The organism is Halomicrococcus pelagicus (assembly GCF_050954125.1).
Genome location: NZ_JBPBWC010000022.1, coordinates 1 through 25919, shown reverse-complemented (window position 1 = coordinate 25919; position 25919 = coordinate 1). Strand labels below are relative to the sequence as shown.

Sequence of the window (25919 nt, the reverse complement as noted above, 5' to 3'; positions counted from 1 at the left end):
ATTCGAGGTATGGTTTCACATGACAGTGATCGGAATAGCCGGCGACGTTTTTTGAAGGCAACTGGTGTGGGGGCGATCGCTGCGAGTGCAGGTTGTGTTGGGCTAAGCGGAAATAGCGGAAACCAGGGGAAACCGATCGTCTTCGGGCAGCCAGCCGCACAGACCGGTAAGTGGGACTTCCTCCAGCCGGGTATCACGCAAGCGACGAACATGGCGGTAAAAGAGATTAACAAAGCAGGTGGTCCTCTCGATCGTGAGTTGAAAATCGTGCGTCGCGACACCTCGGTCAACCCCCAGCAAGCACGCACCGTCGTCCAACAGCTTATCGAAAACGACAACGCCATCGCCATCAACGGGCTCTTCTCCAGCGAAATCGCCCCTCTTTTTGAATTCCTGAAAGGACTGGAAACACCGATCAACACGCCGTGGCCAGGGACGAATTTCCTCGACACCAAAGGCGGCGACAAAATGACGCCGAAGAAACTCAGCGACGACGGCTGGGTTTGGCGGACAACGATTTCCGACACTGTCCAGACTGCTGGTGGTGCACGGCATGCCCTTGACAAGGGCATTAAGCGAGTCGGTGTTATCCATGGCAATACGGCTGGCGCACGGACCTGGGCTGAGGGATTCATGAACCACTTCAAGGACGGCGGTGGGTCCGTCGCCAAAACCGTTGAGGTCCAGGAAGGCAAGTCGAGCTATCAAGCTGGCCTCTCCCGTCTATTCGACGCTGATTTCAAAGCGTTCGTCGTAAGCATGGGGCTTGAAGACGCGACGACACTCTTCCGGGACTGGGAGTCAGGCGGCTACGGCCGCCAGCCAATCCTCTCAGACGTGCTTGCGGATCCGAAACTGGCCAAGACAATCGGGAGTAAATTCGATGGCGCGTGGAGCGCAACACCAGTGGGACAAGGCCCCTATTTCCAGGGCTTCAAGTCGAAGTTCAACAATGCTGGCAACGCCGAAATGAATGCGTGGGTGCCCTGTGCTTATGATTCCGTGGTATCGACAGCGCTTGCTATTGAGCGCGCAGGTGAAGCGTCACCGAAGGCGATTGAGAAGAATCTCGGTCCCGTCACCCGAAAAAATGGGAAGACAGTTAGCACGTTCGCCGACGGGCAGAAAGCGCTCAAAAACGGCGAAATAACATTCCAGGGTGCTGCCACGCGGTGTAACTTCACGCAGTACGGCAATGTCTTCGGCTCGGTTGGGATTATGACTGCACAAGCAGATTCATTCAAACAGACTGACGTTATCAAGGCGAAAACGCTTCGAAAATTCGTTGACCAAGACGAATACTGACTGTCTCCAGATTTCCCTACACACATCAATTATGGGTCTGCTCCAAAACGCCATATTCGGGCTCGTTATAGGGTCGTACATCGCTATCGCCGCAGTCGGATTCACGCTCATTTACGGCATCATTGGCATGATAAACTTCGCCTATGGAGAGTACATCACCACCGGGGCGTTCGCCGGCTTTCTCGCAGCAGACGCCTTCGCACTCCCGCTCCCACTCGCAATCATCGCCGCGCTCATCGTTACAGCTATTTTCAGTTTGATCCTCGCTCGCCTGTTCTTCACACCGCTCAAAAACGCAGGCGCAGTCCCACTTTTACTCACATCCATCGGACTGGGGCTGTTCCTGCGAAACGGCTATCGAATCACCGCCGGCCAATCAGCACGCTATATCGCCGCCTCCCCGACAACATTCCGATTCAAACTCCCCGACCTAGCGGTCGGCTCAACGGCGCTTCTCGGCGACTTCTTCATCACAACACAGCAACTCATCGTCATCGGCATCGCAATCGCCGTATTCATCGCAATCCATCTCTTGCTTACCCGAACCACTGCCGGAATCGCGATGCGAGCGCTCGCAGACAACGAAAACCTCGCACGCGTCCGCGGCATTGACACTCGCCGCATTCGCGATAGCGTCTGGCTCCTTGCCGGCGCACTTGCAGGCATCACCGGTGTCCTACTCGCCGTCCAGACGAACGCGAGCGCCGGCATCGGATTCAGCCAAATCCTCCCAATTATCGCCGCCGCAATCCTTGGCGGCGCTGGAAGCGCCTATGGCGCCATCGCCGGCGCGTACATCATCGGACTCGTCATGTCACTGTCGATCGCGCTCCTCCCAGCAAACGTCACCGAACTCGGGACGACGATGGCGTTTCTAGTGCTCATCGGCGTCCTCCTTGTTCGGCCACGTGGCATCGCCGGCCGGGAGGTGCGGAAAGCATGAGCGTCACGGACACAGTCACCAACCGCGGTTCACTCCTACTTGCCGCTCTCACAGCCGTAATCGCGGCCTTGTTCCTGTGGACGCCAGTTAACGCACAGGTGCCAGGTGCTGCCCTGGCGTACCTCGAAGTCACGATTCTACTACTGCTCTACATCCTACTCGTCCTTGGACTCAATCTCCAGTTCGGCTTTACTGGCCTCATCAACTTCGGGCATGTCGCCTTCTTCGCCGTCGGCGCATACACCGTCGCGATGCTTACAGCAGTGAACCCATATGCTGGGACCGGACTTGGACTGCCGTGGCCGGTCGGCCTGCTTGCCGGTGTGATTACCGCTAGCGTGCTCGGAATCATCATCGGCATGTCGACTCTTCGACTGCGAGACGACTTTCTCGCAATTGCAACCCTTGCTGCGGCCGAAATCATTCACTCACTCTTTGTCGCCTTCAGAGGCCTCTTCGGCGCTCACGTCGGCATTCTCGGCATCCCTCAGCCGCTGAAAGAAGCAACATCGTCCAGCGATACAGAAGTGCTTGCGGCACTGTTCGTGTTTGCCACCATCGCCCTTCTCACATACGCTGGTATCAACCGTCTTACCAACGCACCGTATGGGCGCGTCCTCCGCGCAATCCGAGCGGACGAGCTGGTAACGCGAGCGCTCGGTAAACCCGCAGTCACCTACAAGATGCAATCGTTCGTCTACGGGGCTGCGCTCGCCGGCTTCGCTGGCGGTCTCTACGCACTCTACAACGGCGCTGTCTCGCCAGGCTTTTTCACACTCAATGTCACGGTCATCATCTGGATCGGGATGCTGCTCGGTGGTCCGGGCAACAACCGTGCAGTCATCGCAGGATTGGCAATCATCGTCGGTCTCCGCTTCCTTACCCGATTCGTCCAGGGACCGATACCAGTGTCGTCTGCTGACTTTGCTTCCCTTCGACTGATGGTAGTCGGCTTGGTTCTCGTCGGTATCATCCGGTATAAACCGGAAGGTATCTGGGGTAATGCCGAAGAATTAGGGGTGAATCGATGACGCTCCTCGCAACCGATAATCTTCAAAAAGAGTTCGGTGGCGTGCGAGCGCTCGACGGTGTCTCACTCGATATCGATCAGGGCGAACTCGTCGGCATCATCGGCCCGAACGGTGCCGGAAAGACAACACTGTTCAACTGTGTGAGCGGCGTCGAAGAGCCAACCGCTGGCACGGTGCACCTCAACGGTGACAACATCACGAACAAGTCGACGGACACAATCGCACAAAAGGGATTGGTGCGGACGTTCCAGCTAACTCGCGAGCTACAGACGATGACGGTGCGCGAAAACGTGATGCTGGCTGCCCCTGATCAGCCCGGTGAACACACGATTCCTGCACTCCTTCACAACGAGGAGATGCAAAGCCGTGAACGAGAGGTGCGCCAGCAAGCAGACGAACTCATCAACCAGTTCGAGCTTGACCATCTCGCAACTGAGTACAGTGGTAATCTTTCCGGCGGGCAGCGGAAGCTGTTAGAGCTGGCGCGAGCGTTGATGCTTGACCCAGCTATCCTCATGCTCGACGAGCCGTTCGCCGGCGTCAATCCAACGCTGACACGGAAGCTCACCAATCACATTAAATCACTGAACGAAAACGGACAAACAGTGATCGTTATCGAGCATGAACTCGAGACGCTTACTGAACTCGTTGATCGGCTGATTGTGCTTCAGCAGGGCAAGTTACTGGTTGAAGGCGACCCGGATGAGGTCGTTGAAGATGAACGCGTTATTGAAGCGTATCTTGGAGGAGATATCGAATGAGCCTGCTCGAAATTCAGGATCTCGACGCTGGTTACGGCGACCTTGAGATTCTCTCCAATATCGATTTACACGTTGACGACGGCGAGTACGTCACTATCGTCGGTCCGAACGGCGCTGGAAAGTCGACAGTGATGAAGACGATTGTCGGGCTCGCAACGTACATGGACGGCACCATTACGTATAAAGAGAAAGATATCGCTGAGTTAGAGCCAGAAGACATCATCTACGAAGGGCTTGGATATGTTCCCCAGTCCGAGAACGTCTTCCCGACGCTGACCGTCGAGGAAAACCTCCGCCTCGCAGTCTATATTCTCGATGAATTCCCTGAAGAGCGAAAACAAGAGGTGTATGATCGGTTTCCGGTGCTTGCCAATCGAAAACAACAGAAGGCAGGCGATCTCTCTGGAGGCCAACAGCAGATGCTTGCAATGGGATGCTCATTGATGCTTGACCCGGATATCCTCTTGCTCGACGAACCATCAGCCGGTCTTGCGCCTGACCTCGTCGATGATATGTTTGATCGTATCGACGCTATCAACGATGCAGGCACGACGGTTCTGATGGTTGAGCAAAATGCGAAGGAAGCACTTCGGCGCTGTGACCGCGGGTATGTTCTCGCGAATGGGAAAAATCGATACGAGGATGATGGAGACGCCCTGTTACAGGACCAGGAGGTCCGACAGCAGTTCCTCGGGGGATAAACTATCTCCCGGTCCAGTCTCCGTACTCCCCTTTGAGTGAAGCCGTTCGTTGCGGACGGCGTAGCGTCTGCAGTTCGCGAAGCTCAGTCGCTGGGCACCCCAAACATATTTGATATTGGTTTTCCATTTTTGTTTGTATGCAAGTCCTTGTCACGGGAGCGAACGGGACAGTCGGGAACGCGATTCTCGACCAACTCGGCGATCGAGACGAATACGAGTTCACCTGCCTCGATGTCGAGGACCATCCCGACCGGGAAACAGTTATCGCAGATATCACGGACCCCGACGACCTTCGCGGCCATTTCGAAGGCCATGATGCAGTTATCCATCTGGCCGCTATTGTTGACCTGAATGGGTCCTGGGAGGAGATTCTCGAGAATAACATCATCGGGACGTACAATGTCCTTCAGGCGGCCGCTGACGCAGAAGTCGAGAAGTTCATCTTTGCGTCGTCGATTCACACCGTCGGAATGTATGAGGTCGAACTCAGTCCCGATATCTATGATTCCACTTCTATCCTTTCGGTCACTCGCGACGATCCGGTGCGGCCGGATTCGTTCTATGGGCTCTCGAAAGTGTTCGGCGAGGCAGCCGGCCGACTATTCGTTGAGAGTCAGGCGAATCCGCTTGGAGAACGACATCCGACGTACGTGACGAACACGCGTGACTATCCGACGAGTTTCTACTCCGTTCGCATCAAGACAGTTCTTGGCAGCGAATACGACCATCCGTATGGGCTTGCTGAGATGGGCGTCGACGAAGGGTGGTGGGAGCGAGACAGTGAGGACTACGAGTATATGGCTGACCGACTGAAATGTACGTGGCTCTCTCATCGAGATCTCGGCCAACTGATCGACCAGTGTCTCCAAAACAAGACGATTGAGTTTGATATCTTCTGGGGGGTTAGCGACAATGATGGAACGTGGGTTGATCTCTCACATACGCAGGAAGTGCTCGGTTACAATCCACAGGATAACGGTGGAGAGTGGTCTGGGCCACCTGAGTGAAACCCCCGCTGAATTTATGTAGTTGGTACGGGAGAAAGTAGTATGGTAGACACTGGCGAACTCGAGATATTCCGGCATTCGCTCAAGAGTATTGTCGAAGAGATGGGGGTGACACTCCAGCGGACGGCATATTCAACAAATATCAAGATTCGACGCGACCACACGTGTGCACTATTTGATAAAGAGCTTAGGCATATTGCCCAGCACGATATCGCTCCTCAACATATCGGGTCGCTTGTCTCCGTCGTCCCCCGAAATATCCCTGATTGGGAGGACGACCTCTCACCGGGCGACGGCATTCTCATCAACGACCCATACAGAGGCGCCGTCCATCTCCCCGACGTCATGCTGATCTCGCCACTCTTCCACAACGACGAGATTATCGGCTACGCCGCAAACTCCGCTCACCACGTCGATATCGGTGGCGGAACACCAGGCGGCATCCCCAACGATAGTACTGAACTCTACGCAGAAGGCATGATCATCCCAGGAATCCATGCCGTAGAGAACTGGGAATACAACGAAAACGTCCTTTCACTCATTCTTCGGAACGTCCGCTCGCCAAAGATGCGGCGCGGCGACTATCAGGCCCAACTGGGCGCGAACCGAATCGGCGAGAAACGATTCATCGACCTGCACGAGACACACAGTAGTTCGCAGATAGACTCGTATCTGGATGAACTCCTTGACTACACGGAACGACGAGTACGTGCAGCAATCGAAGAACTCCCGGACGGCTCTTATTCTGCCACAGACGAGATGGACGGCGACGGTATTACCGACGAAACCGTCGACCTCGTGCTCACCCTGACGGTCGATGGCGATGAAATGACGATCGACTTCACTGGCACCGCTGACGAGAATGAGGGGCCGCTGAACTGCACCCCCGCCATGGCGTTCGCCGGAACCATGGCTGTCATCATGGCATTCATCGGCGAAGATCTGCCGAAAAATGACGGCTTCTACCGTCCGCTCGACATCATCACGCCCGAAGGCTCGATGGTGAATCCGTCATTCAATCGTCCTGTTGCTGGCGGCTGGGAGATTCCAATGCGTGCTGGCGATCTCGTAACTAAAGCGCTTGCAGACGCGGTCCCGGATGAGACAATCGCCGCAACCAAAGGCATCGTCTGTAACGTCGCGTACGGCGGCCACGACCCGCGAGACGACGACGATTACGTGTATTATGAAACCGTCGCTGGAGGCTACGGCGGTCGCGCAGAGAAAGATGGCATGGATGCAGTGCAGACACATTTCCAGAATACGGCCAATAGCCCCATTGAGGAGTTAGAGGCGGAACTCCCGGTGTACGTCCGCCGATACGAACTCATTCAGGACTCCGAGGGCGCCGGTCGCCAGCGTGGTGGCCTTGGCGTTCGACGCGACTTAGAGTTCTACGATCACGAAGCATCCTTTTCACTGCTCACAGACCGTACGCGCTCGCAACCATGGGGTGTTTTTGGCGGGCATGCCGCCCGGAGCGCGAACTTTTATCGGAACCCCGAAACAGACGATGAAGAAGAACTCGCATCGAAATCGACGACAAAACTCGACTCGAATGACGTCGTGAGTGTCCAGACACCCGGCGGTGGCGGATATGGTGATCCAATAGAACGAGATCTTGACGACGTAGTCGCCGACGTCCGCGACGAGAAGGTGTCGAAACGGAAAGCGTACGACGACTATGGCGTCGTAATTGATGATGGACTCGACGAGGAACAGACCGCTGCACGCAGACAGGAGCTTCGTGAGACGGCCGCCACCGAGGATGGTGATGGAGCATGACTGTGCGCATCGGCGTTGACACAGGCGGCACGTTCACTGACGTCGTTCTCTATGACGCAGACAGCAATGACGTCTACACCACGAAGACGCCCTCGACATCGCCAAACTTCGATGAAGGTGTGCTTGCTGGCATCGACAAAATCCTGACCGAGACGGGAATCGAGACCGAGCGTGTGTCGTTCCTCAGTCATGGCACGACAGTCGGTACGAATGCCGTCCTCGAAAACGAAATTCCGGAGCTTGGCCTTATTACAAACGATGGTCTTCGAGACGTGCTCGAGATCGGGGATCAGACACGCCCCGAGCTCTATAACTTGCAGGCTGACAAACCGCCGGAGCTCGTTCCTCGTCGGTATCGCATCGGCGTTCCGGGTCGTCTTGACGCGGATGGCGACATTGTCGATGCACTTGACGAGGAAGCAGTTCACGACGCCGTCCAGCAATTCGCAGCGGCAGACGTCGATTCGATCGTGGTCTCGATGCTGTTTTCCTATCTCAATGATGCGCACGAACAACGCGTCGGCAAGATTATCGAAGCGGAGACAGAGCTTGACTACACGCTGTCGTCTGCTGTCTACCCTGAAACCCGGGAATACGACCGCACCGTCACGACGGTGCTCAACGAAGCCGTGAAGATGACCATTCAGGATTATCTGGGCCGCCTTGATGCCGGTATCACGGACAGGAATATCGATGTGCCGTTGAACGTAATGCACTCCGGCGGCGGGATTTTCGGCACCGAGCAAGCAACCGACTTCGCCCTTCGAACGGTTCTCTCAGGTCCCGCTGCGGGCGCAGTAGCCTGTCGCGATGTAAGTCGAGAGGAAGACATAACGAATGCAATCGGGCTTGACATGGGCGGCACGAGCGCGGACGTGAGCATTGTCGAGGAGCGAGACCTTGTTCGCTCGACCGAAGGCGAAATTAACGACCTCCCGATCAATACACCACTTGTCGACATTAACACAGTCGGTGCCGGCGGTGGCAGCATCGCATGGATCGACGCCGGCGGTGGGCTTCGTGTCGGACCAAAGTCTGCTGGTGCGGACCCTGGCCCGATCTGTTATGGGCGTGGCGGGACCGACCCGACTGTAACAGACGCTAATCTGGTGCTCGGGCGTATCGATCCTGCTGTCTTCCTTGACGGCGACGTCCAATCGGCTATCGACCGCGCTCGGAGCGTGTTCACAGACACGATCGCGGAGCCGCTCGGTCTCGCCCCTGAAGAAGCAGCAATGAAGGTTATTCAGGTTGCAAACGCGAAGATGGCGCGCGAAATTCGCCGCGTTACTGTGGAGCGTGGCCGCGACCCAAGCGAATTTTCGCTTGTTGCATTCGGTGGTGCTGGCCCCCTGCAGGCAGCGAACGTGGCTCAGAATATGGATATGGATTCGCTGTTGATCCCGCGGAGTCCCGGCGTGTTCTCGGCACGTGGCCTCCTCCGGGCAGACATCCGCATGGATGAATCTCGAGCATACACTGGCACTGAACTTGATGCCGAGCAGGTCCGTATCGAGTTCGAACACCTCGATTCCACTCTTCGTGAACGATTCGAAAATCAGGCGCTCAGTGAAGACGATATCAGTATCCATCACCAGCTTGACCTCAGATATGCGGGGCAGGCGTACGAACTGACGGTCTCTATGCCGAATGAGACGTACTCTGTCGAGAATTTCGAACAGAGTATCGAGCAGTTCCACGAGCAGCACCGACAGCTGTACGGTTACGCGATGACGGATGAGCCGGTCGAGTTGGTCACGCTTCGTGCCGCCGGCACCGTTGAAACACCGCCGTTGCAGGACGAAATCGCGACGACAGATGGGGAGCAGGTAAAACGATATCGCGACATCTACTTTGCTGACCAGGGGTTTGTCGAAACGCCAATCCTTGACCGAGAGGCGCTTTCCGTCAACGAGCGTGTCGAAGGCCCAGCGATTCTTGAAGAATCCGGCTGTACAAGCCTGCTCCCCCCGGCGACGACAGCAACTGTTTCCCGACGTGGCAACCTCCGTGTCGATCTCTAGAACGGCGGGAATCCAGGCCGGGAAACATCTGGATTAGTATGCGCGTCAAGAACTAAGGGCGTGTCGGGACGCTCACTACGGAATTCATCCAGAACCGCAAGATCGTCGGTTGATTTGATTGTAGCACTACGAGCACCGAGACCACGCGCAATTTCTTTGAAATCCGCGCTTTCGTAGTCCGCGGCCGTCGTCCGGTCAAACTCCAACTGCTGGCGATGACGGATGATGCCGTAGCTCTCATCGTTCAAAATCACGAAGATAATAGGGAGACCAAGTCGCACCGCTGTTTCGACGTCTTGGACAACCTGCATGAAAGCGCCATCACCAGTATAACAGACAACGTCCCGGTCGCGGTCCGCATATTGGGCGCCGAGCGCGGCCGGAACTGCGTACCCCATCGTCCCGAAGTTCCCGTTGACGAGCATCTGCCCGCCAGCATCGAGTTCATGGAAGACCGCCGGAAAGCCCGTATTGTTCCCTGAATCAACAGCAACAACAGCATCATCCGCAGTCCGATCCGAGACTGCGAGGGTGAGCGACCGTGGATCAACATAGGGACCATCAGACGCTTCCTCAAAGGGAATGATGTGGCCTTCGGATTCAATCGTTGCTGCTACTTCTGTAGCTCTCTCGGAGTTCTCTGAGACATAGTCCGTCAGTGCCGTGACCGTTGCTCGAGCGTCACCAAGGATACCGACCGTGGGGTCGTGATACCGACCGAGCGCGTCGGCCGACACGTCGATTTGGAGTATTTCGGCGTCCGCATAGAGTTCACCATACCGAGTTGACTTCCCCGAAAGTTGCGCCCCGACGGTAAGCACAACGTCTGCATCCCAGAGCAGTGCGTCATTCGCAGGTGTCATGAACGTCCCTGCGATGCCGGAATGGAGTGAATGGTCGTGTGAGAACAGCCCCTTTGCAAAGTATGTCGTTGCGATTGGGGCGCCGAGTCGTTCAGCAAGAGTCGATATTGCGTCACCAGCGTTCGACGCCTGCGCTCCACCGCCAGCGAGAATGACGGGATTGTCTGCCGTTTCCAGCACGCCAGCGGCTGCCTGTACCTGTTCGGGGTCCGGCTGTATTCGCTGAGTCGCCGTAGGCCGTGGCGTATATTCGATGTTTGGAGCGGGTGCTTCCTGGATATCTCCGGGGAGTTCAACGATTACGGGGCCGCGTTCGCTCCGTGCTTTAGCGAATGCCCGCCGTATCGTTTCAGGGATCGTCTCGGACGTCTCGATGCGTGTCTGATAGGCCGATATCGGGCGTGTGAACGATTGATGGTCGAGATATTGGAGTGATGTCTCACGACCGGCGAAGCCAGTATCTCCAACGATGATGACGAGTGGGATGCTATCTCGGTCGGCGGCCGCAATACCGGTTGCCCCATTTGTTACGCCGGGACCATGGGTGAGTGTGCAGACGCCCACCTGGCCTGTTGTGCGAGCATAGCCATCCGCCATTGTCACTGCGACCTGTTCGTGGCGGGCGTACCTGAACGAGACTTTGTGGTCGTTTGTCGAATCAATGAAGTGGGCGTTTCCTTCTCCAATCAGGCCGAACAGTGTTGAGACGCCTTCTGCTGCCAGTGCATCAAGTATGTACGTACTTCCGGTCGTTTCTGACATTGTGGTGTTGGACCGGCCCGGTACTCCGGACACTCGCCCATACTAAGCAACCCGACAGTAGGAGCACCCATAAGCATTATTCTCCCGGTGATGTGAGCCAGCGCTTCCAAGCAGTACCTTGAGATGAGCCACCCGAACATTGAAGAGGTAATTTCGAGAACTGTACACACCTATGCGAGAGAGCACCACGAATAACGATACCAGGGGACATTTTATCGGCGGGAGGGAGGTATCTGGAACGGAGTCTATCGCCGTTGTGAATCCTGCAACGGGAAACGAATTCGGGGCTATTCCAGACGGTGATAGCGACGATGTTGATGCAGCTATCGAACGTGCACGAGCCAGGTTCGCTGACTGGAATGATATTGCACCGGCTGAACGCGGCCGGATACTAACACGGATCGCCGAGACACTGCGAGAGAACGCGGACTCTATTGCCGCGCTGCTCGTCCGTGAGAATGGAAAATCACGATCCAATGCTGCTACTGAGGTCGAAATCGGCGCCCGATATTTCGAGTACTATGCTGGAATTGCGGACAAGATTCACGGCGACAGTATTCCACTCACAAACCACTACGTCGACTATACACTCCGCGAGCCACTCGGTGTCACGGCACATATCGTCCCGTGGAATTTCCCCGTGATGTTACTTGGCCGGACAGTCGCTCCTGCACTCGCTGCTGGCAATGCGACCATCGTAAAACCAGCCGAACAAACGCCGCTGACGGCGATCGAGATAGCGCAACTCGCAGACGATGCCGGTCTGCCAGATGGTGTTCTCAATGTCGTACAGGGATATGGCCCAGACGTCGGTGCTCCGCTCGCCGGTCATCCCGATATCGACGGGGTCGCATTCACAGGGTCTGTCCCGACTGGTCGCGACGTCGCAACGCGCGCCGTGGAGAATTTCAACCCAGTCCATATCGAAGCCGGTGGAAAGAATCCACACGTCGTCTTCCCGGACGCTGACCTCGATAACGCCATTGAACACACTCTTACCTCCATCTTTACGTTTAACGCCGGGCAAGTCTGTTCGGCTGGTGACCGCCTCATCCTTCACGACGATATCCATGATGAATTCCTTGACCGGCTTATCGACCGAGTGAGAGAACTCACTGTTGGGCCAGGTGAAGACAATCCGGATGTGAGTCCGATTGTCTCAGAGACACAGTTTGATCACGTTATCGGTTATATCGATGTTGGACGCGAAGAAATCGGCGAGCCTGTCATTGGGGGTGATGCGCTCGATAGAGACGGCTATTACATCGAGCCGACGATTTTTGATGGCGTTACGCGGGACATGCGCATTGCCCAAGAGGAGATTTTCGGGCCAGTACTTGCCGTGTTGACGTTCACTGACGAGGCCGAAGCAATCAAGCTAGCGAATGATACGGAGTACGGGCTGGTCGCTGGTATTCAGACGACGAATGTGAATCGAGCGCATCGCTTTGCCCGTGACGTCGATGCTGGCCAAATATACGTGAATGAGTGGTTTGCAGGTGGCGTCGAGACGCCGTTCGGTGGCTACGAGATGAGTGGCTTTGGCCGAGAGAAAGGCCTTGAAGCGATTGAAAATTTCACACAGACAAAGAACGTCTGTCTCAACATCGACAATGACCTGGAGTGACGCTATTGCCGAGGCGCTTGCGGATGCCGGCGTAGAGATGATCGCATATCTGCCGGATTCGAAGATGGATGCACTCATCTCAACCGTCGAGGACGACGACCGGTTCGAGACCGTTCTCGTCGCACGAGAAGAACAAGCAGTCGGCGTTCTTGTCGGCGCATGGGTCGGCGGAATGCGCGGAGCACTCCTCTGTCAGTCCAGTGGTCTCGCAAACACGTTCAATGCGCTTGGCTCACTCAGTCTCCCGGCCCGTATTCCGTTCTTGGGCGTGGTGACGCGCCGCGGGAATCTCGGCGAGTTCAACATAGCACAGGTCCCGGCTGGCTACAATATGGACCGGCTGCTTGATGATCTCGGCGTTCGGAACACAGTGGTCACGGACATCGCCGAGCTCCGAGACACCGTCACACTCGCCGGAGAAACTGCGTTCTCTACGCAATCCCCCTACGTCATCTTACTTGAACAGACGATCACCGGCCACAAAGCGGAGGCTACAAAATGACCGACCAGCGAGCGGACCAATACGCATGCACCGAAGCAGTTCTTGACGTCACTCCCGATGCAGCGATTGTCTCAAATCTCGGTGTCGCCTCCTACGTCCTTGCAAGTGTGTCCGACGTAGACCGTGCTCGGAACTTTTACCAGTGGGGCAGCATGGGTGTGACAACGGCCGTTGGTCTCGGACTCGCACTGAGCACTGACGACCCTGTCACCGTCTTGGAAGGCGATGGATCGCTCTTGATGTCACTTGGCGTTCTCTCGACTGTCGCCCGTTACAATCCAAGCAATCTCACTATCGTTCTCTGGGACAATGAAGTATATGAGACAACCGGCGGTCAGCCGACACACGCGTCACATACTGACTTCGCCGGTGTTGCAGAGAACTGTGGACTCACCGCTCGCACCGTCCACTCGACAAACGAGTTTGCGGACGCGTACCGGAACAGTGTCTCCGCCGATGGCGCAACCCTTCTCTCATGTGCTGTCGACCCCGTCAGTCCCGATGCACGCCCGCCATTTGACTATCCAGCCATTGCTCGACGCGTACGAGATGCCCTAACCAATCAGGACACGAATTCCTGACCTTTTCTCTCTCACTCCGCTCTATTTCCATCCCGCTCGCGATCGGCATTCTATTACAGGTCGTCGTTCGTCAACGTCGATCGCTATATCTGTCGAGTGCTGTATCGAGATCGTGTAGAATATGGCCGCCGTGTTGGAGGCCGCGGTCGAGGTAAGCCTGAAGCGCGTCCTGGTAGTTGGGATGCGCGCAATTCTCGATTAAGCTTGCTGCAGTTTCGCGGGGAGCCTTTCCGCGAAGATCAGCAACGCCTTGTTCGGTAATGACGACGTCAATATCGTGTTCCGTATGGTCGACGTGAGGAACCATCGGGACGATACGCGAGATATCCTTGTTCGTCGCAGTCGACGACAGTGCGAGCACGGCAAGTGGCGAGTGACGGTTAAAATCGCCACTCCCACCGACACCATTCATCGCGTGCGTCCCGTTGATATGCGTGGAGTTTACGTGTCCGAAAAGATCTATTTCGAGGGCGCTATTCACGCTAACAACGCCGAACCGATCGATGAGCGTCGAATTATTTGAGAGATCTGCGGGCCGAAGAACGACATTCTGGGCATACTGCTCTACGTGCTCGAACAATCGCTCCTGACCGTCATTGGAGAGAGCAAGGGAGGTTGCACTTGCTGCGTGAAGAGTGCCGTCGTCAAGAAGGTCAAGTAGCCCGTCTTGGAACACTTCACCGAAATAAATGAGGCTGCGGTCGCCGAAATCAGCGTCGCCGAGCGCTCCCATGAGGGCGTTCCCGAGGCTACCAACGCCGAACTGAATCCGGAGCGATTCATTGAATAGCGGCGAGCGTTCCACCTCGTCTTCAAGGAATGACCGAAGATGAGCAGCAATAGCGCGATCGTTGTCGGTGGGATCGCGGAATTCGTAGGACTGATCACGGCGATCTGTCTCAACGACTGCGACTAGTTTCTCCGGGTCGAACTCAATCCGGTTATCCCCAATACGGCCGCCTGGGCTTGTAAGCGGGATTGGATCTCGATCTGGCGGTCTTCCCGGCCGGTAGATATCATGAAACGCGCGAAGTTCCCGAGGAATTGCCGTGTTCACTTCCACAATGAGTTTCTCGGCGCTTTCGATGAAGGCAGGTGTCTGGCCGATACTCATCGTCGGCACCAGCCAATCGTCACCGACAGTAAGTGCTTCCACGACTGCAATATCACCATCGGCGAGGCCGCCATATTGGACTTCGTCACCGAGAGAACTGATATTCCGGTCATGGAACGCAATGCGGCCATCGTTTACTGCGTTCCGAGCGGGCTGTCGGGCCTGGTAGGGGTATCGTCGGTCAATAGCGCCAGCTTCAACGAGTCTCACGTCAATTTCTTCGCCCACACTCCCACCGCTCACCACCGTCAGTGAGAGGTCGCGTTCTGATTCCGCCAGTGCAATCGGAACGGCTTTTGGATAGCCGACGCTCCCAAATCCGCTTACGAGAAGAGTGGCATTGTCTGCGATTTCGGCTGCTGCCTCGGAAGCCGACTGAACGGGTACATCACTGGCGAGTCGTTGGTTATTCATCGTCATCAGTATTCTCTGGCTGTGTGCCGACACCGTCCGGCCAACCCGGTGGGCGTGCAGCCGTCGGGTCTGCGTGTTCTCGTTTGAGGACCATTGGCGTCCGTTCCAGGGAGAGCACCTTCTCGTCGTTCTGATTGTATGCGCGGAGCTCTGTTGTGACGAGGCCGACGTGGTCGCGACTGTCGGATTCTCGTTTTGAGAGGACTTCAGATTCGGCAAAGAGCGTATCGCCGTGGAAGACTGGAGCGTGGTGTCTGACCGTATCGTATCCGAGATTCGCCGTTGCGTTCATTGAGATATCAATGACGCTCATGCCGACCGCAAGCGCGATCACGAAGGTGCCGTCAACGAGTCGCTCGCCGAACTCGGTCTCCGATGCATAGACTTCGTTGAAATGCATCGGATTAGCGTTCATGGTGAGGTTGGTGAACCACACGTTGTCAGTTTCGGTTACGGTTCGGCCGTACGGGTGTTTGTACACATCGCCAACCTCAAAGTCTTCGTAGTAGCGACCCTGCCAGCCTGCTTTGAGTGTTTGGTCAGTCATTAGTATGAGCGTGGGAGTCCAAGGACGTTCTCACCAATAAAGTTCAGTGCGAGCTGTTGTGTAATTGGTACGAGGCGGGTGAGTCGGGCTTCCCGGAAGTAGCGCTCGACATCGTACTCTCGAGCAATGCCGAATCCGCCATGAGTTTGGACGGCCGCGTCCGCGGCGTTAAAAGCAGCTTTTGCGGCCAGAAACTTCGACATATTTGCGCGGGCGCCGATATCTTTCGTATCTGCGCCGTCTTCTGTAGCGCTGGCTGAATTGTACACCATCTGTTTTGCCGCCTGTACGTGTGCGTGAGCTTCTGCGAGCGGATGCTGAATCGCCTGGTTCGACCCGATTTGGCGGTCGAATACTTCTCGCTCTTTTGCGTACTGTACACCTGCTTCGACCGCTGCTTCGCCGAGGCCGATACATTCGGCGGCGATAACAAGCCGTTCCTCATTGAGGCCGTCGAGCATCTGATAAAACCCGTGGTCGATTTCGCCGATGACGTTCGAGGCAGGGACATGGAGGTCCTGGAAAAATAGTTCGTAGGAGTGCACAAAGTTACTCGCTGTCTTGTCAATTTGCTCGATTTCGAGGCCGCCCTGTTCATAGGCGTCCTCAAGGTCGACGAGAAACATCGTCAGCCCGCGGGTTTTTTTCTCGACGGCTTCTTTTGGCGTGGTTCGGGCCATCAGAACGATGTAGTCGCTTGCGTCGACCCGAGAGATCCAGATTTTCTGGCCGTTAATGATGTATTCGTCGTCCTGTTGGATAGCCCGTGTTTCGATTGAGGTAGAATCTGAGCCTGCATTCGGTTCGGTGAGGCCAAATGCCTGAATCGATGTTTCACCCTGCGCGACTTTCGGTAGCAGCTCGTCTTTCAGCTCGTCACTGCCGTATTTCACAAGCGGCACAGAGTTATAGATAGCGCCGTGAACAGCCTGTGCAGCACTGAACCCGCCTCCTGAGGCAGCAATTTCCTCCATCATCACGATAACTTCCTCGGTGCCCATTCCGGCGCCGTCGTACTCTTCAGGCAGCAGCGCGCCGAACCAACCGTGGTCAGCGAGGTCGTCGACAAACTCACTGGGATACTCACCGTGTTTGTCTTTCTCCCGCCAGTAGGCAGCATCGTAGTCTGTACAGATGTCTCGTATTGAGTCCCGGACCAATTGTTGCTGGTCGGTCAACTGGACCGTGTCCCTATCTACCATGGAATAGTCGCAGGTGGTATGTCGAAGGGCTTAAAATTATGGATAGGGCTTGTTAAGCGGAGAGAGTAGCGGCGAGACTGTCCTGCTCGTCAAGTGCCGTAAATACGTCAGCAAGTCTGTCTGCGTCTTCAGGTGAGACTACTCGACGCGCACACTCATCGAATTTCGCGCGGAGTTCGTCATCAGTAAGCGGATTGGTGTGGGTACCTGGCGGATTCTTCTGTCGACGTTCGTACGCCCCAGTAGCGGTTTCGATGCGGACAATAGCCTCATGGGAGTCATAGTGAAGATTATCGTCCGCTTCGACGTCGACGCGTTCACGAACAGACTGAACGTCTGGATTGTCAACGGCGTCATCAGCAAAGACGCCGAGGCCGACCCGGTCATGGACCGCTGCGCTTGCGACGGTGTATTCCATCGAGAACTTCGCCTCAAGTCCCGTTGTTGGGTTAGTGTGATGGAGTGCATCGAGAGCGCCTTGTGCGGCCGACACAGCGACGCGATCGATTTCTGAAGCGTCAATGTCGTGTTCGTCGATCAGCTGCTGGGTTGCGGCGATACTCGTATGCGTGAAATAACAGCAGGGAAAGTACTTGACATTGATACCCGTTGATTCGAGCGCCCAATCGTCACGACTGAATTCGAACTGATCACGTTCATCTGGGCCGTAGAGATTCCAGAAGCCGCGGTCACCACTTACCGCTGTTGCATCGGCGGTGAATCCGTCCGCGGCGAGGCGCGCGGCAGTGATGCCGGAGCGAGCACAAAGTCCTGCGTGAAGCGGTTTCGTCATCGATCCGAAGTTCCGCTTTAGGCCTGACGGCGTTGAGGCAGCGATGTTGAGTGCCTGTTTGACCTCGTCTCTCGCAAGATTCAGGAGCGAAGCTGCGGCTGCGGCCGCTCCAAATGCACCGAAGGTTGCAGTTGCATGCCAGCCAGCCTCGTAGTGTTCGGGGCTAATCGGCTGGGCGAGTGCGGATTCAACCTCGAACCCAGCGGCATACGCTGTCATGAGCGCCTTCCCGTCTGCTTTCACGTCAGCAGAGAGTGCGAGCAAGGGCGGAATGAGGGTGACGCTTGGATGGCCATCCATCGCCCACGAGAGATCATCGTAGTCTAGTGCGTGCCCTGCAGTCCCCGTTCGAAGCGCTCGCTCTTCGGCTGAGTCGTCGCCTGTAATCCCGAGCAGTGTCATCGGATCTGTCGTCTCAGCGGCGATACCGTTGGTTTCAAAGACTGATTTCCCGGCGTCTTCAACGGCCCCAGCAAGAATGACACCGACGGTATCAAGAAACGCACGCCGAATCGTCTCTCGGACAGACGATGGAAGATCCCCATAGGTGAGCGAAGTAATGAAATCGCTTAGCGTGGTTTCTGGTGATTCCATGTACTAGGGTCAGTGAGGAGACACTGTAAACATTCACCCGTCAGTACGTTGCTGCAACAGGGAGACGTAGACGCTGTTGCTGACTGTCGTCGACAATGGTGGTTCTCAAGGTAGGGAACGATATCATCACTCTCATACAGGACTTCGTCCCACTCATTGTCGACGAGGAGCGGGATCTTGTTTTGGCCGTGCGTTTTTAATTCGTCATAGCGCTGCTGGTTCAGTACTTGTCCATTCGTTAGAGATGTCCTGCTGTTCGCGGATTATGGATAGTGAGGCTCAATCCGTTTTGTGTGCAGAACCGCCGCACAGCTCGACAGTACGGGCATTTTTCGCCCTGATACAGTTCGAGGACGGTGTCATCCTCATCTGCCTAGTCTGGTGCGGGCGTTGTGGTCTGGTGTCCTGCTAGCGGGAGTGCGCTACGAATAGCCGGTCGCCCTTTCGTAGCCGTGGATGCAACGAGTGGGAGACCGCCGATACAGTACAGGTTCGCCGAAAGCAGTGTCTGTGGGTCTCCCAGCAAGCCACTCCCCACGTTCCCCATCAAAGCGATCCACTGGGAGGTTTCCGAGCGGGCCCAGCAACAGGCTGGCGTGACCGAGTACGACCCAGCAAGCGAAACGGGCACAATTAGGCTCATCTGATACGCTACCAATAGGTCGGCTGGCAGCAGTTCAGCAAGACGGTCCGACACGAACTCGTCCACACCTGGCAATACTAGCGGTTTGACGAAGCGGACTACGATGAGACGTTCGCTCACTGGACCAACCGCCTCGACAGTTCCCTGCACTGCGAGCGATTCACCTCGTCCAACTGATGGCTGGTCTGCATGGAGTGTGGCGGTCGGGTCCGCGCCCGCCTCGACCATGTTCACTACTTCATCGAACACGGCGGCGTACAGCTCGAGGCTGAGCGCTGCGGGGAACTGCATGCCTTTCCCGGCCGTGCTGTTGTTACCTCTGCTTACTGGGACACTGCCACTGCCACCGCCAAGAATGCCGATACAGCCGCTACTCGCGGCGGTCGCACCGACGGCACCGACCTGTTTGAGCACGTCCCGGCGCGTCTGTCTGTCCTGCTGGACGTCGGTGTCCTGAGTCATGAGGGTCCTCCTGCGAACGGTGAGAGTGCGTCTTCGACGATGGTGATCACGCCGATCGCAACGCATGTTAGCGATGCGCGTCTGAAACGACTCTGTCGATACAGGGAACTGCCTCCGATAGGTTATCTACACGTCTGTTCCCTACTAGGATAATACCTTTGTATGCGACACGTCTGGAGAGAATTCTTCTAAACCTCTTATCGAAATGAGTCAGGAGAAGCGAGATGGAAAAGAACAATTGACTCATCTCGTCCTGCAACTATCTGGATGAGTGAGCGACGAGATATCTAGTTATTAAAGTACTATATTCACCGGAAGAAATATAATAGAATAGTAACTCGTTCGATCTATGCCAACGTGCCAGAACTGCGATTCATTTGTTACCCAACGCTACGTCCGAGTCTTTTCGCCCAGAGGGATGGAGAACCCACGTGTCTGTCCGGACTGTGACGATAAAGTGCGAGACGGCGCAGATATCAGGCAATCTCGTGCGTGATACAGCGTCGTATCTGGGCAAAGAGTAGTTACTAAACCTCTCTCGAACAGTACGGACAAACATGCTACGGCTCAAATCTGTATAGGACGCCACACCACTCCTGTTTCGGAAAGATACTGAATTCCAAGCGGAGTAGTGTTGTATGCGCCGTGAATGAGATCTGGAAGGATGATGACGATTTGTTAACTGATTCGTGCTGTGGGACACTCTCGTACCCAGTATCTGAGTCCTCAAGCTCACGCTTGAGAGTCTAGATTGCCTTGTCGTCACAATTACCAGCTACGACTGTGGAAACAATCTAGGAAGTACCGTAATCACTGTGGAGAACTCTTCTATGACCCCTTCTGTGCTAGACAAGAGAAGTTTATGTAGATGGTGCGATGACTTTCTGCTCGTTATTCCCGGTAGGCTTCGTGTTCTGGTCCCCACTCGCTTCGCGGCAGTTCCTTCCAGAAGTAGTCTCCGCGGGGCGGAATATCGTCTGCATCGCTTGGGTTAACATCGTAGAGGTCACCAGATCCGATGCCTTCGAGAAGCTCGTTCATGATCGTATTTATGACGGTAACGAGCTTCCCGTTCGAAGCATTGCCGAGGTCGCTCGCTTGGCCACGGAACTCGAAAAGGACGCTTCCACGACCAAGGACACCGTGAGCGTTCCTCGCGATATTAGCAGTCGTCCCACCGGGATAAGTGTCCCAAGTGGTATGGCCAAGGTCCTTGGTTTGTTGATAGGCATACGCGGAGATTTGTCGTGAAAGGTTCACCGCGTCCTCAGGTGCTGCTGAGTTGAGGGGCCACTTAGTCGACGAGTTGATGAGCTCACAGTCGTCATTTCGGAGCGTGAACTGGTGGTGCCAGTCCATAACCATGTCAGCGCCGACCTCGTCAGCTTTGTCGAGCATAGCTTGCGTTTCCGGCGAGGGATTTTCGTCCGGAATCAGGGCAGGATCAATGCCGTCGGCTTCCGCGAGGGTCTCCGGGTCGATACCAAAGTAATGCTGGCGGTTCGGGTCGACTGACCCACACTGGTTCTCTCCAAAATATGGTCCATCATGGCATATATCGTCCGGACGCGCGTTCTCTCGCTGTGGATCCTGGTTCTTGTCGGCAGGGGCCCACCCGTCCGGGTTGTGCCGTGGAATAACGTGAAGCGTTAGTTCGTCGAGTATCTTGTCGACTTTACGACCACCAGTGGCAAACCGCTTGAGGAGCTTCAGGGCGGCCTCTGCGACATGATTTTCGTCACCGTGTTGTTGGGCCGTGTAGAATACGTTCGTGTCGCCGCCATCCATCCGAGCGTAAGGAATCGGACGTCCCTCCCACGTTTCACCGATTGGTTCGTATTCGAGATTGGTGGTGTCGTCGAGCTGTTCGAGAGTTTCGTAGAGTTTCTCGTTGCTCGTGAACGCACTATAGTTGATATTTGCTGTTTCTGGAAGGAACGGACCACCGGGCTTGATGAAATCACCTTTACAGTCGTTTGCACTGACGGTACTGGTCCCGAGCATACCCGCTCCTGCGATGCCACCGAATGCTTTGAGCGTGTCACGTCTCCTCATGATACAAGTAAGTATTCTAACTACAAGGCAATAAAACTTATCTCTAGATATAGTACATCTATATTTCGCCGAGCACTATCACGATACGTGGCGAGACGTACTCCTCAATGAGAAGATAATTCGTGCTGCAGCGGCGCAAGTTGTGGGCCGACACCTGGCGATAGTCATCGCTTCCCGTTTCCTCGACGGCTTGGTCAACCAGTACTGGACGGTACGTTTCGACCATCCAACCAGGAATCATCGTCGCGAAGATCGGCCTGCTGGACGCAGCGATTGCTGGTCCCTCTCCTAGGGATCCACCTAGTTGACTCGGTACGGGTTTTGGTCGTCTTCGTCGCTGTAGTCGGTCTTTATCGTGAGATCGATTTCCGCGCCCATGACATCGCCCGAGAAGCCGCTCTGGTATTCTTTGAGCTCAAGAGCCGTGATATCCCAGCCTTGGTTCTGAATCAACTCGATAAGCTTGTTCTGGTCGTCGACAGTTTGGTCTTTCACGTCGGTCACTCAGCGAGACGATCTCGCTGAAGCAAGTCCAAATACAAGTACAAACCAACGAGTCCCCTCAATTGGCATGCTGGAGCATTCTTGTATGTGTAACATCATATAGTTTGGGGGAGTAGTATAAAAATTAAATCTTATATATATATATATATATATAAGATTTCATATGGGTCTGCCTCAAGCTCGTCGCGACTGGTATTCCACTGGAATGCCATCGACTTCTCGTTAGTATAAAGTACTAACTTTAATCTGGTTTACACCACCGGACAGATGGATTGGGCTCGGTATTTGTGTGACTCCTCCGTCGCTACCTTCATTTGAACTAACTCATCGAATAGCGCCAACCACGAATCAACTCGTATACACGCTCGGTCGCGACAAGCTTGTCGTCTTCTTCCTTGAGATATCCCTCCTCGATTCTTTATCATCTGAACACGTACCCTGCCATGGGGTGTGACACCTTTTACTGACGGTCGTCTTTGCTGTTGTCGGGGGGTCGCGTCGATGTACTACTCTGCTCCACCGATCGTGAGTACAGGTACTGGCGCAGACCGAACCGACTTTTCGACGACGCTTCCGAGGAGGATTCAATCCGTGCTGCGTCTCCCTGTCGTCCCCATCACGATAACGTGGATCTCATTGGCATCGATATAGTCGAGAATTGCATCCACAGATCTCCATGTTCGATATGTTGCACCAGATCGGTGATGCCGTGTGTCTCCGCATCGGTGATGATTTGCTCGCCGTTAGACTCTTCTCAACTTGCGTCGCTCTAAATGCTACTTTTTATTATTTGCTTGCTTACCTCTAGTGATTTCTAGTAATGAGTTTTACCTACTGAGTTATTTCTCTATATCCGACTAGGTACTATTTAGACTGTTACTCTTATATTATTAATTATAACAGTAATTTATTATTACACTGCAAAATCAGGGATAGCAAACGATAAGGTGGTTTAAGAGAAACTAATTATAACCATGATAGACGTTTGTAGGAGTGCTTCGGAGCTAATCTGCCAACAAAATAAAACTGTCTTGAGTGGAGCAACACATCTGCATTTGTAACCAGTAGAATTTCATCCATTATCTTGACACCTTACACATGGCCGAACCAGGACAGTTACTGATTCTCATCATTGCATGTGGGGCTAGCTTCATCATGGCTTGGACCATTGGCGCTGGCTCATCGGGGTCAACACCTTTTGCTCCAGCAGTCGGCGCTCGCGCTATTTCAGTTATGCGAGCTGGATTTATTGTTGGGATTCTCGGCCTTGCTGGGGCTGTGCTCCAAGGTGCAAACGTCGCAGATGCGGTCGGAACCGGCCTCGTTGGGGGCGTCTCACTCACTGCACCAGCAGCAACGCTTCTCTTGTTACTGGCAGCTGGTCTAGTCGTGTTTGGAGTCTTCACTGGCTACCCAATTGCAACGGCATTTACTGTTACCGGGGCAGTGATTGGAGTTGGGCTTGGTCTTGGAGGAACTCCAGTCTGGGCAAAATATATAGAAATAGCAACATTATGGATTCTCATTCCTTTCGTTGGAGGTGGTATCTCTTACATCACAGCAACGGTGCTTCGAAGTGACAACGTCCCAGAGCGCTACAGCATTTCGATTCTTGGTGGAATCGTCGGCCTTGTTCTTGCAAATATTCCGTTTACCCTTCTTGGATCTGCCTCTAGTGGTGCATCAATTGCCACAGCTCTTACAACGAAACTTCCAGTATCTCCACTGATCGGAGAAGTGCTTGTTTCATTTCTGTTTGCAACCCTAGTCGCATTTGTCCTTCTTTGGGATCTCAACTCTGACGTGGAAGCCGCCCAGCGTCACTTTTTACTTGCACTCGGCGGACTCGTTGCGTTTTCGGCAGGCGGGAGCCAAGTTGGGCTCGCTGTTGGACCGCTACTTGCAGCGTTCAATGCCGCCTCACTCTCGGTTGGGATTCCACTCATAGTACTACTTCTGTTCGGCGGTATTGGACTCCTGGCAGGCTCCTGGATGGGTGCCCCGCGAATGATCAAAGCGATTGCACAAGATTATTCCTCGCTCGGTCCACGCCGGTCAATTGCCGCGCTCATTCCATCGTTCACGATTGCTCAAACAGCTGTCTTATTCGGTATTCCAGTGTCTTTTAATGAGATCATCATCAGTGCAGTTGTCGGAAGTGGCTTCTCAGCCGGTGGCGCAGGTCTTAGTACACAGAAAATGCTCTACACCGTACTGGCGTGGATTGGATCACTCGCGCTTGCAATTGGTATTGGGTACGGCGTGATGCAGGCGATTCAAATAATACCGCCTGGTTTTATCTAAACGAAAAAGTATGTGACACTGAAAACCTCGAGGGTCTTTAGCCGATATCCGATGGTGGGAGACTAGGAGTTGTAGCCTGTAGAGGATATTTGCCAGATATATCAGAAAGCACCGATGCCGATTAGTAGATATGGACACTAGTAGACGTGTTATACTGTTGCCTATGATTCAACTAGAAGATACCATGGTTTATATTTATGTCTGATCCTATCTCAGGAAATCTAAGATTCTCAGCTAGTCGCCGTCCCAAATGCATCAACACCAACCCAGCTCACGACACAACCCCCGATAAGAATTGGAATCCAATACACAGCACCGCGGAATATCACAACTGCAGCAAGTGCCGTCTCTAATCCAATTGCAACACCCGGCAAGCTTGCAAGGATCGTTACAAGGACAGTCTCAATACCACCAGTACCACCTGGAAGCGGTGTAATACTAGCGAGGGCACCCATTGGAACAACAAATAGCATCACCGAGAACGGAACCGATGCCCCAATTGCCCAGAACGCTATCCATAGGGCTATCATCTGAAATATCCATCCAAAAGTTGAGGCGGTAAGCGTAAGAGCAATTCCTCGTGGATTAGTCGCTATGCGTTCAATTGCATGAAAGAACCCTTCAATCCTTGAGGTGATACCAGATTCATCTGCTGGTGAGATACCAGGTAACGCTTTCGTAAGCCGGTGGATAAATGGTATAAGCACGGATCCGAGTCTCTGTTCAACAATGTCTCGATTCCGCCATCCGAAGTAAATCAACGCGGGAACTACAACAGCGAGCCCAACTACAAGACCAATCGCAACCCGTAACCGCTGACCGAAGGTAATTTCGGTGGCGAAATATGTCGCTCCGATGAGCGCAAGTGTGATCGACGGTAGGAAATTGATGGTATCAACACTGGCAATCGCCGCGAGGCCACGCTCATACTTCGTCTTGGCAACCTTCGAGATCAGGAGAGCTGCAACAGGTTCTCCGCCTGCCTGTCCGAACGGTGTAATGTTGTTCGAAAACATGGCTCCGTTGAGGACGAGGAATGACCGAATCACCGAGAGGCGCACGCCGAGTACTGCCAAGACCGTCCGAAGCCCAAGCGCCCATGCAACAAGCCAACCAAGTGTGACTGCACCGACAAGGACGACAAGACTAGTATCAGCGTGTGACAATTCTCGGAGGAGATCCTCGATACCCACAAGATATAGAATTCCACAGAGGATAGCGAGGGTACCGAGGAATCCAACAGCGGTGGCTCGTCGCTGGTTCATGGCTCTAGCATGGTCTGCACTCAGCAACTGTATCAATCCACCGGCTTGCTCACGAAGGGCTCTGTTGAATCACTAGACAGCGTCGGGGTGAGTCGCTAGATCAAAGGAGTTGAAGCGGGAGACTGCGAAT

At 54.6% G+C, this 25919-nt stretch carries 23 protein-coding genes; 13 read left to right on the top strand and 10 right to left on the bottom strand.

Translation table 11 applies throughout. The annotated features are described in order from the left end of the window. Positions 1-9 precede the first annotated feature (9 nt). From ACRYA2_RS23510 to ACRYA2_RS23475, 8 genes are all read left to right on the top strand, one after another. The gene (locus tag ACRYA2_RS23510) at positions 10-1305 is read left to right on the top strand and encodes an ABC transporter substrate-binding protein (protein WP_433633650.1); all 1296 of its coding nucleotides are present in this window, start codon (positions 10-12) and stop codon (positions 1303-1305) included. Next, positions 1286-2248: a branched-chain amino acid ABC transporter permease gene (locus ACRYA2_RS23505; protein ID WP_433633648.1), complete on the top strand. Its 963-nt coding sequence runs from the start codon at positions 1286-1288 to the stop codon at positions 2246-2248. The genes ACRYA2_RS23510 and ACRYA2_RS23505 overlap by 20 nt, the downstream gene beginning before the upstream one ends. Continuing rightward, the gene (locus tag ACRYA2_RS23500) at positions 2245-3279 is read left to right on the top strand and encodes a branched-chain amino acid ABC transporter permease (RefSeq protein WP_433633646.1); all 1035 of its coding nucleotides are present in this window, start codon (positions 2245-2247) and stop codon (positions 3277-3279) included. The genes ACRYA2_RS23505 and ACRYA2_RS23500 overlap by 4 nt, the downstream gene beginning before the upstream one ends. After that, entirely contained in the window at positions 3276-4040 is a 765-nt protein-coding gene (locus ACRYA2_RS23495; protein ID WP_433633644.1) for an ABC transporter ATP-binding protein, read from the top strand. The genes ACRYA2_RS23500 and ACRYA2_RS23495 overlap by 4 nt, the downstream gene beginning before the upstream one ends. Beyond that, entirely contained in the window at positions 4037-4741 is a 705-nt protein-coding gene (locus ACRYA2_RS23490; protein WP_433633642.1) for an ABC transporter ATP-binding protein, read from the top strand. Before ACRYA2_RS23495 ends, ACRYA2_RS23490 begins: the two co-directional genes overlap by 4 nt. Before the next feature lie 137 nt (positions 4742-4878). After that, a complete protein-coding gene (locus ACRYA2_RS23485) occupies positions 4879-5748 on the top strand; it encodes an NAD-dependent epimerase/dehydratase family protein (protein ID WP_433633640.1) in 870 nt (289 codons plus the stop codon). Between the two features lie 42 nt (positions 5749-5790). Continuing rightward, the gene (locus ACRYA2_RS23480) at positions 5791-7533 is read left to right on the top strand and encodes a hydantoinase B/oxoprolinase family protein (RefSeq protein WP_433633638.1); all 1743 of its coding nucleotides are present in this window, start codon (positions 5791-5793) and stop codon (positions 7531-7533) included. Further along, a complete protein-coding gene (locus ACRYA2_RS23475) occupies positions 7530-9557 on the top strand; it encodes a hydantoinase/oxoprolinase family protein (RefSeq protein ID WP_433633636.1) in 2028 nt (675 codons plus the stop codon). The genes ACRYA2_RS23480 and ACRYA2_RS23475 overlap by 4 nt, the downstream gene beginning before the upstream one ends. On the opposite strand, the gene ACRYA2_RS23470 is transcribed toward ACRYA2_RS23475, so the two are convergent. After that, the gene (locus ACRYA2_RS23470) at positions 9554-11182 is read right to left on the bottom strand and encodes a thiamine pyrophosphate-binding protein (RefSeq protein ID WP_433633634.1); all 1629 of its coding nucleotides are present in this window, start codon (positions 11180-11182) and stop codon (positions 9554-9556) included. The two genes, ACRYA2_RS23475 and ACRYA2_RS23470, sit on opposite strands and share 4 nt — an antisense overlap. Before the next feature lie 172 nt (positions 11183-11354). Between ACRYA2_RS23470 and ACRYA2_RS23465 the strand changes: the two genes are divergently transcribed. The 3 genes from ACRYA2_RS23465 to ACRYA2_RS23455 are packed head-to-tail and all read left to right on the top strand — an operon-like array spanning position 11355 to position 13892. Continuing rightward, a complete protein-coding gene (locus tag ACRYA2_RS23465) occupies positions 11355-12809 on the top strand; it encodes an aldehyde dehydrogenase family protein (protein WP_433633632.1) in 1455 nt (484 codons plus the stop codon). Beyond that, positions 12796-13311, top strand: coding sequence for a thiamine pyrophosphate-binding protein (locus ACRYA2_RS23460; protein ID WP_433633630.1), 516 nt, complete (start codon positions 12796-12798; stop codon positions 13309-13311). The genes ACRYA2_RS23465 and ACRYA2_RS23460 overlap by 14 nt, the downstream gene beginning before the upstream one ends. Further along, a complete protein-coding gene (locus tag ACRYA2_RS23455; RefSeq protein WP_433633628.1) occupies positions 13308-13892 on the top strand; it encodes a thiamine pyrophosphate-dependent enzyme in 585 nt (194 codons plus the stop codon). The genes ACRYA2_RS23460 and ACRYA2_RS23455 overlap by 4 nt, the downstream gene beginning before the upstream one ends. Before the next feature lie 70 nt (positions 13893-13962). Here ACRYA2_RS23455 and ACRYA2_RS23450 read toward each other — a convergent pair whose 3' ends face one another. From ACRYA2_RS23450 to ACRYA2_RS23425, 6 genes are all read right to left on the bottom strand, one after another. Further along, positions 13963-15426, bottom strand: a complete 1464-nt coding sequence (locus ACRYA2_RS23450) for an acetyl-CoA hydrolase/transferase C-terminal domain-containing protein (RefSeq protein WP_433633626.1) — start codon at positions 15424-15426, stop codon at positions 13963-13965. Continuing rightward, positions 15413-15967 (bottom strand): MaoC family dehydratase, encoded by a 555-nt coding sequence (locus tag ACRYA2_RS23445; protein WP_433633624.1) that lies wholly within the window; start codon positions 15965-15967, stop codon positions 15413-15415. The genes ACRYA2_RS23450 and ACRYA2_RS23445 overlap by 14 nt, the downstream gene beginning before the upstream one ends. Further along, positions 15967-17169, bottom strand: a complete 1203-nt coding sequence (locus ACRYA2_RS23440) for an acyl-CoA dehydrogenase family protein (RefSeq protein ID WP_433633622.1) — start codon at positions 17167-17169, stop codon at positions 15967-15969. Before ACRYA2_RS23440 ends, ACRYA2_RS23445 begins: the two co-directional genes overlap by 1 nt. Positions 17170-17221: 52 nt before the next feature. Beyond that, a complete protein-coding gene (locus ACRYA2_RS23435) occupies positions 17222-18556 on the bottom strand; it encodes an MmgE/PrpD family protein (protein WP_433633620.1) in 1335 nt (444 codons plus the stop codon). Continuing rightward, positions 18532-18780, bottom strand: coding sequence for a glutathione S-transferase N-terminal domain-containing protein (locus tag ACRYA2_RS23430; RefSeq protein ID WP_433633757.1), 249 nt, complete (start codon positions 18778-18780; stop codon positions 18532-18534). The genes ACRYA2_RS23435 and ACRYA2_RS23430 overlap by 25 nt, the downstream gene beginning before the upstream one ends. A gap of 149 nt (positions 18781-18929) precedes the next feature. After that, on the bottom strand, positions 18930-19661 hold the full coding sequence (locus tag ACRYA2_RS23425; RefSeq protein ID WP_433633618.1) for a hypothetical protein: 732 nt from the start codon (positions 19659-19661) through the stop codon (positions 18930-18932). 349 nt (positions 19662-20010) lie between these two features. On the opposite strand from ACRYA2_RS23425, the gene ACRYA2_RS23420 reads away from it, so the two are divergent. Beyond that, positions 20011-20157: a DUF7563 family protein gene (locus ACRYA2_RS23420; RefSeq protein WP_433633616.1), complete on the top strand. Its 147-nt coding sequence runs from the start codon at positions 20011-20013 to the stop codon at positions 20155-20157. Between the two features lie 395 nt (positions 20158-20552). On the opposite strand, the gene ACRYA2_RS23415 is transcribed toward ACRYA2_RS23420, so the two are convergent. Both ACRYA2_RS23415 and ACRYA2_RS23410 read right to left on the bottom strand, forming a co-directional pair. Further along, positions 20553-21716, bottom strand: a complete 1164-nt coding sequence (locus ACRYA2_RS23415) for a M14 family zinc carboxypeptidase (RefSeq protein ID WP_433633614.1) — start codon at positions 21714-21716, stop codon at positions 20553-20555. Between the two features lie 300 nt (positions 21717-22016). Continuing rightward, positions 22017-22220, bottom strand: a complete 204-nt coding sequence (locus ACRYA2_RS23410; RefSeq protein WP_433633612.1) for a hypothetical protein — start codon at positions 22218-22220, stop codon at positions 22017-22019. A 1098-nt stretch (positions 22221-23318) separates the two neighbouring features. Here ACRYA2_RS23410 and ACRYA2_RS23405 point away from each other — a divergent pair. Further along, entirely contained in the window at positions 23319-24524 is a 1206-nt protein-coding gene (locus ACRYA2_RS23405; protein WP_433633610.1) for an inorganic phosphate transporter, read from the top strand. Positions 24525-24754: 230 nt separating this feature from the next. Here ACRYA2_RS23405 and ACRYA2_RS23400 read toward each other — a convergent pair whose 3' ends face one another. Continuing rightward, entirely contained in the window at positions 24755-25789 is a 1035-nt protein-coding gene (locus tag ACRYA2_RS23400; protein WP_433633608.1) for a lysylphosphatidylglycerol synthase transmembrane domain-containing protein, read from the bottom strand. Positions 25790-25919: the final 130 nt, after the last annotated feature.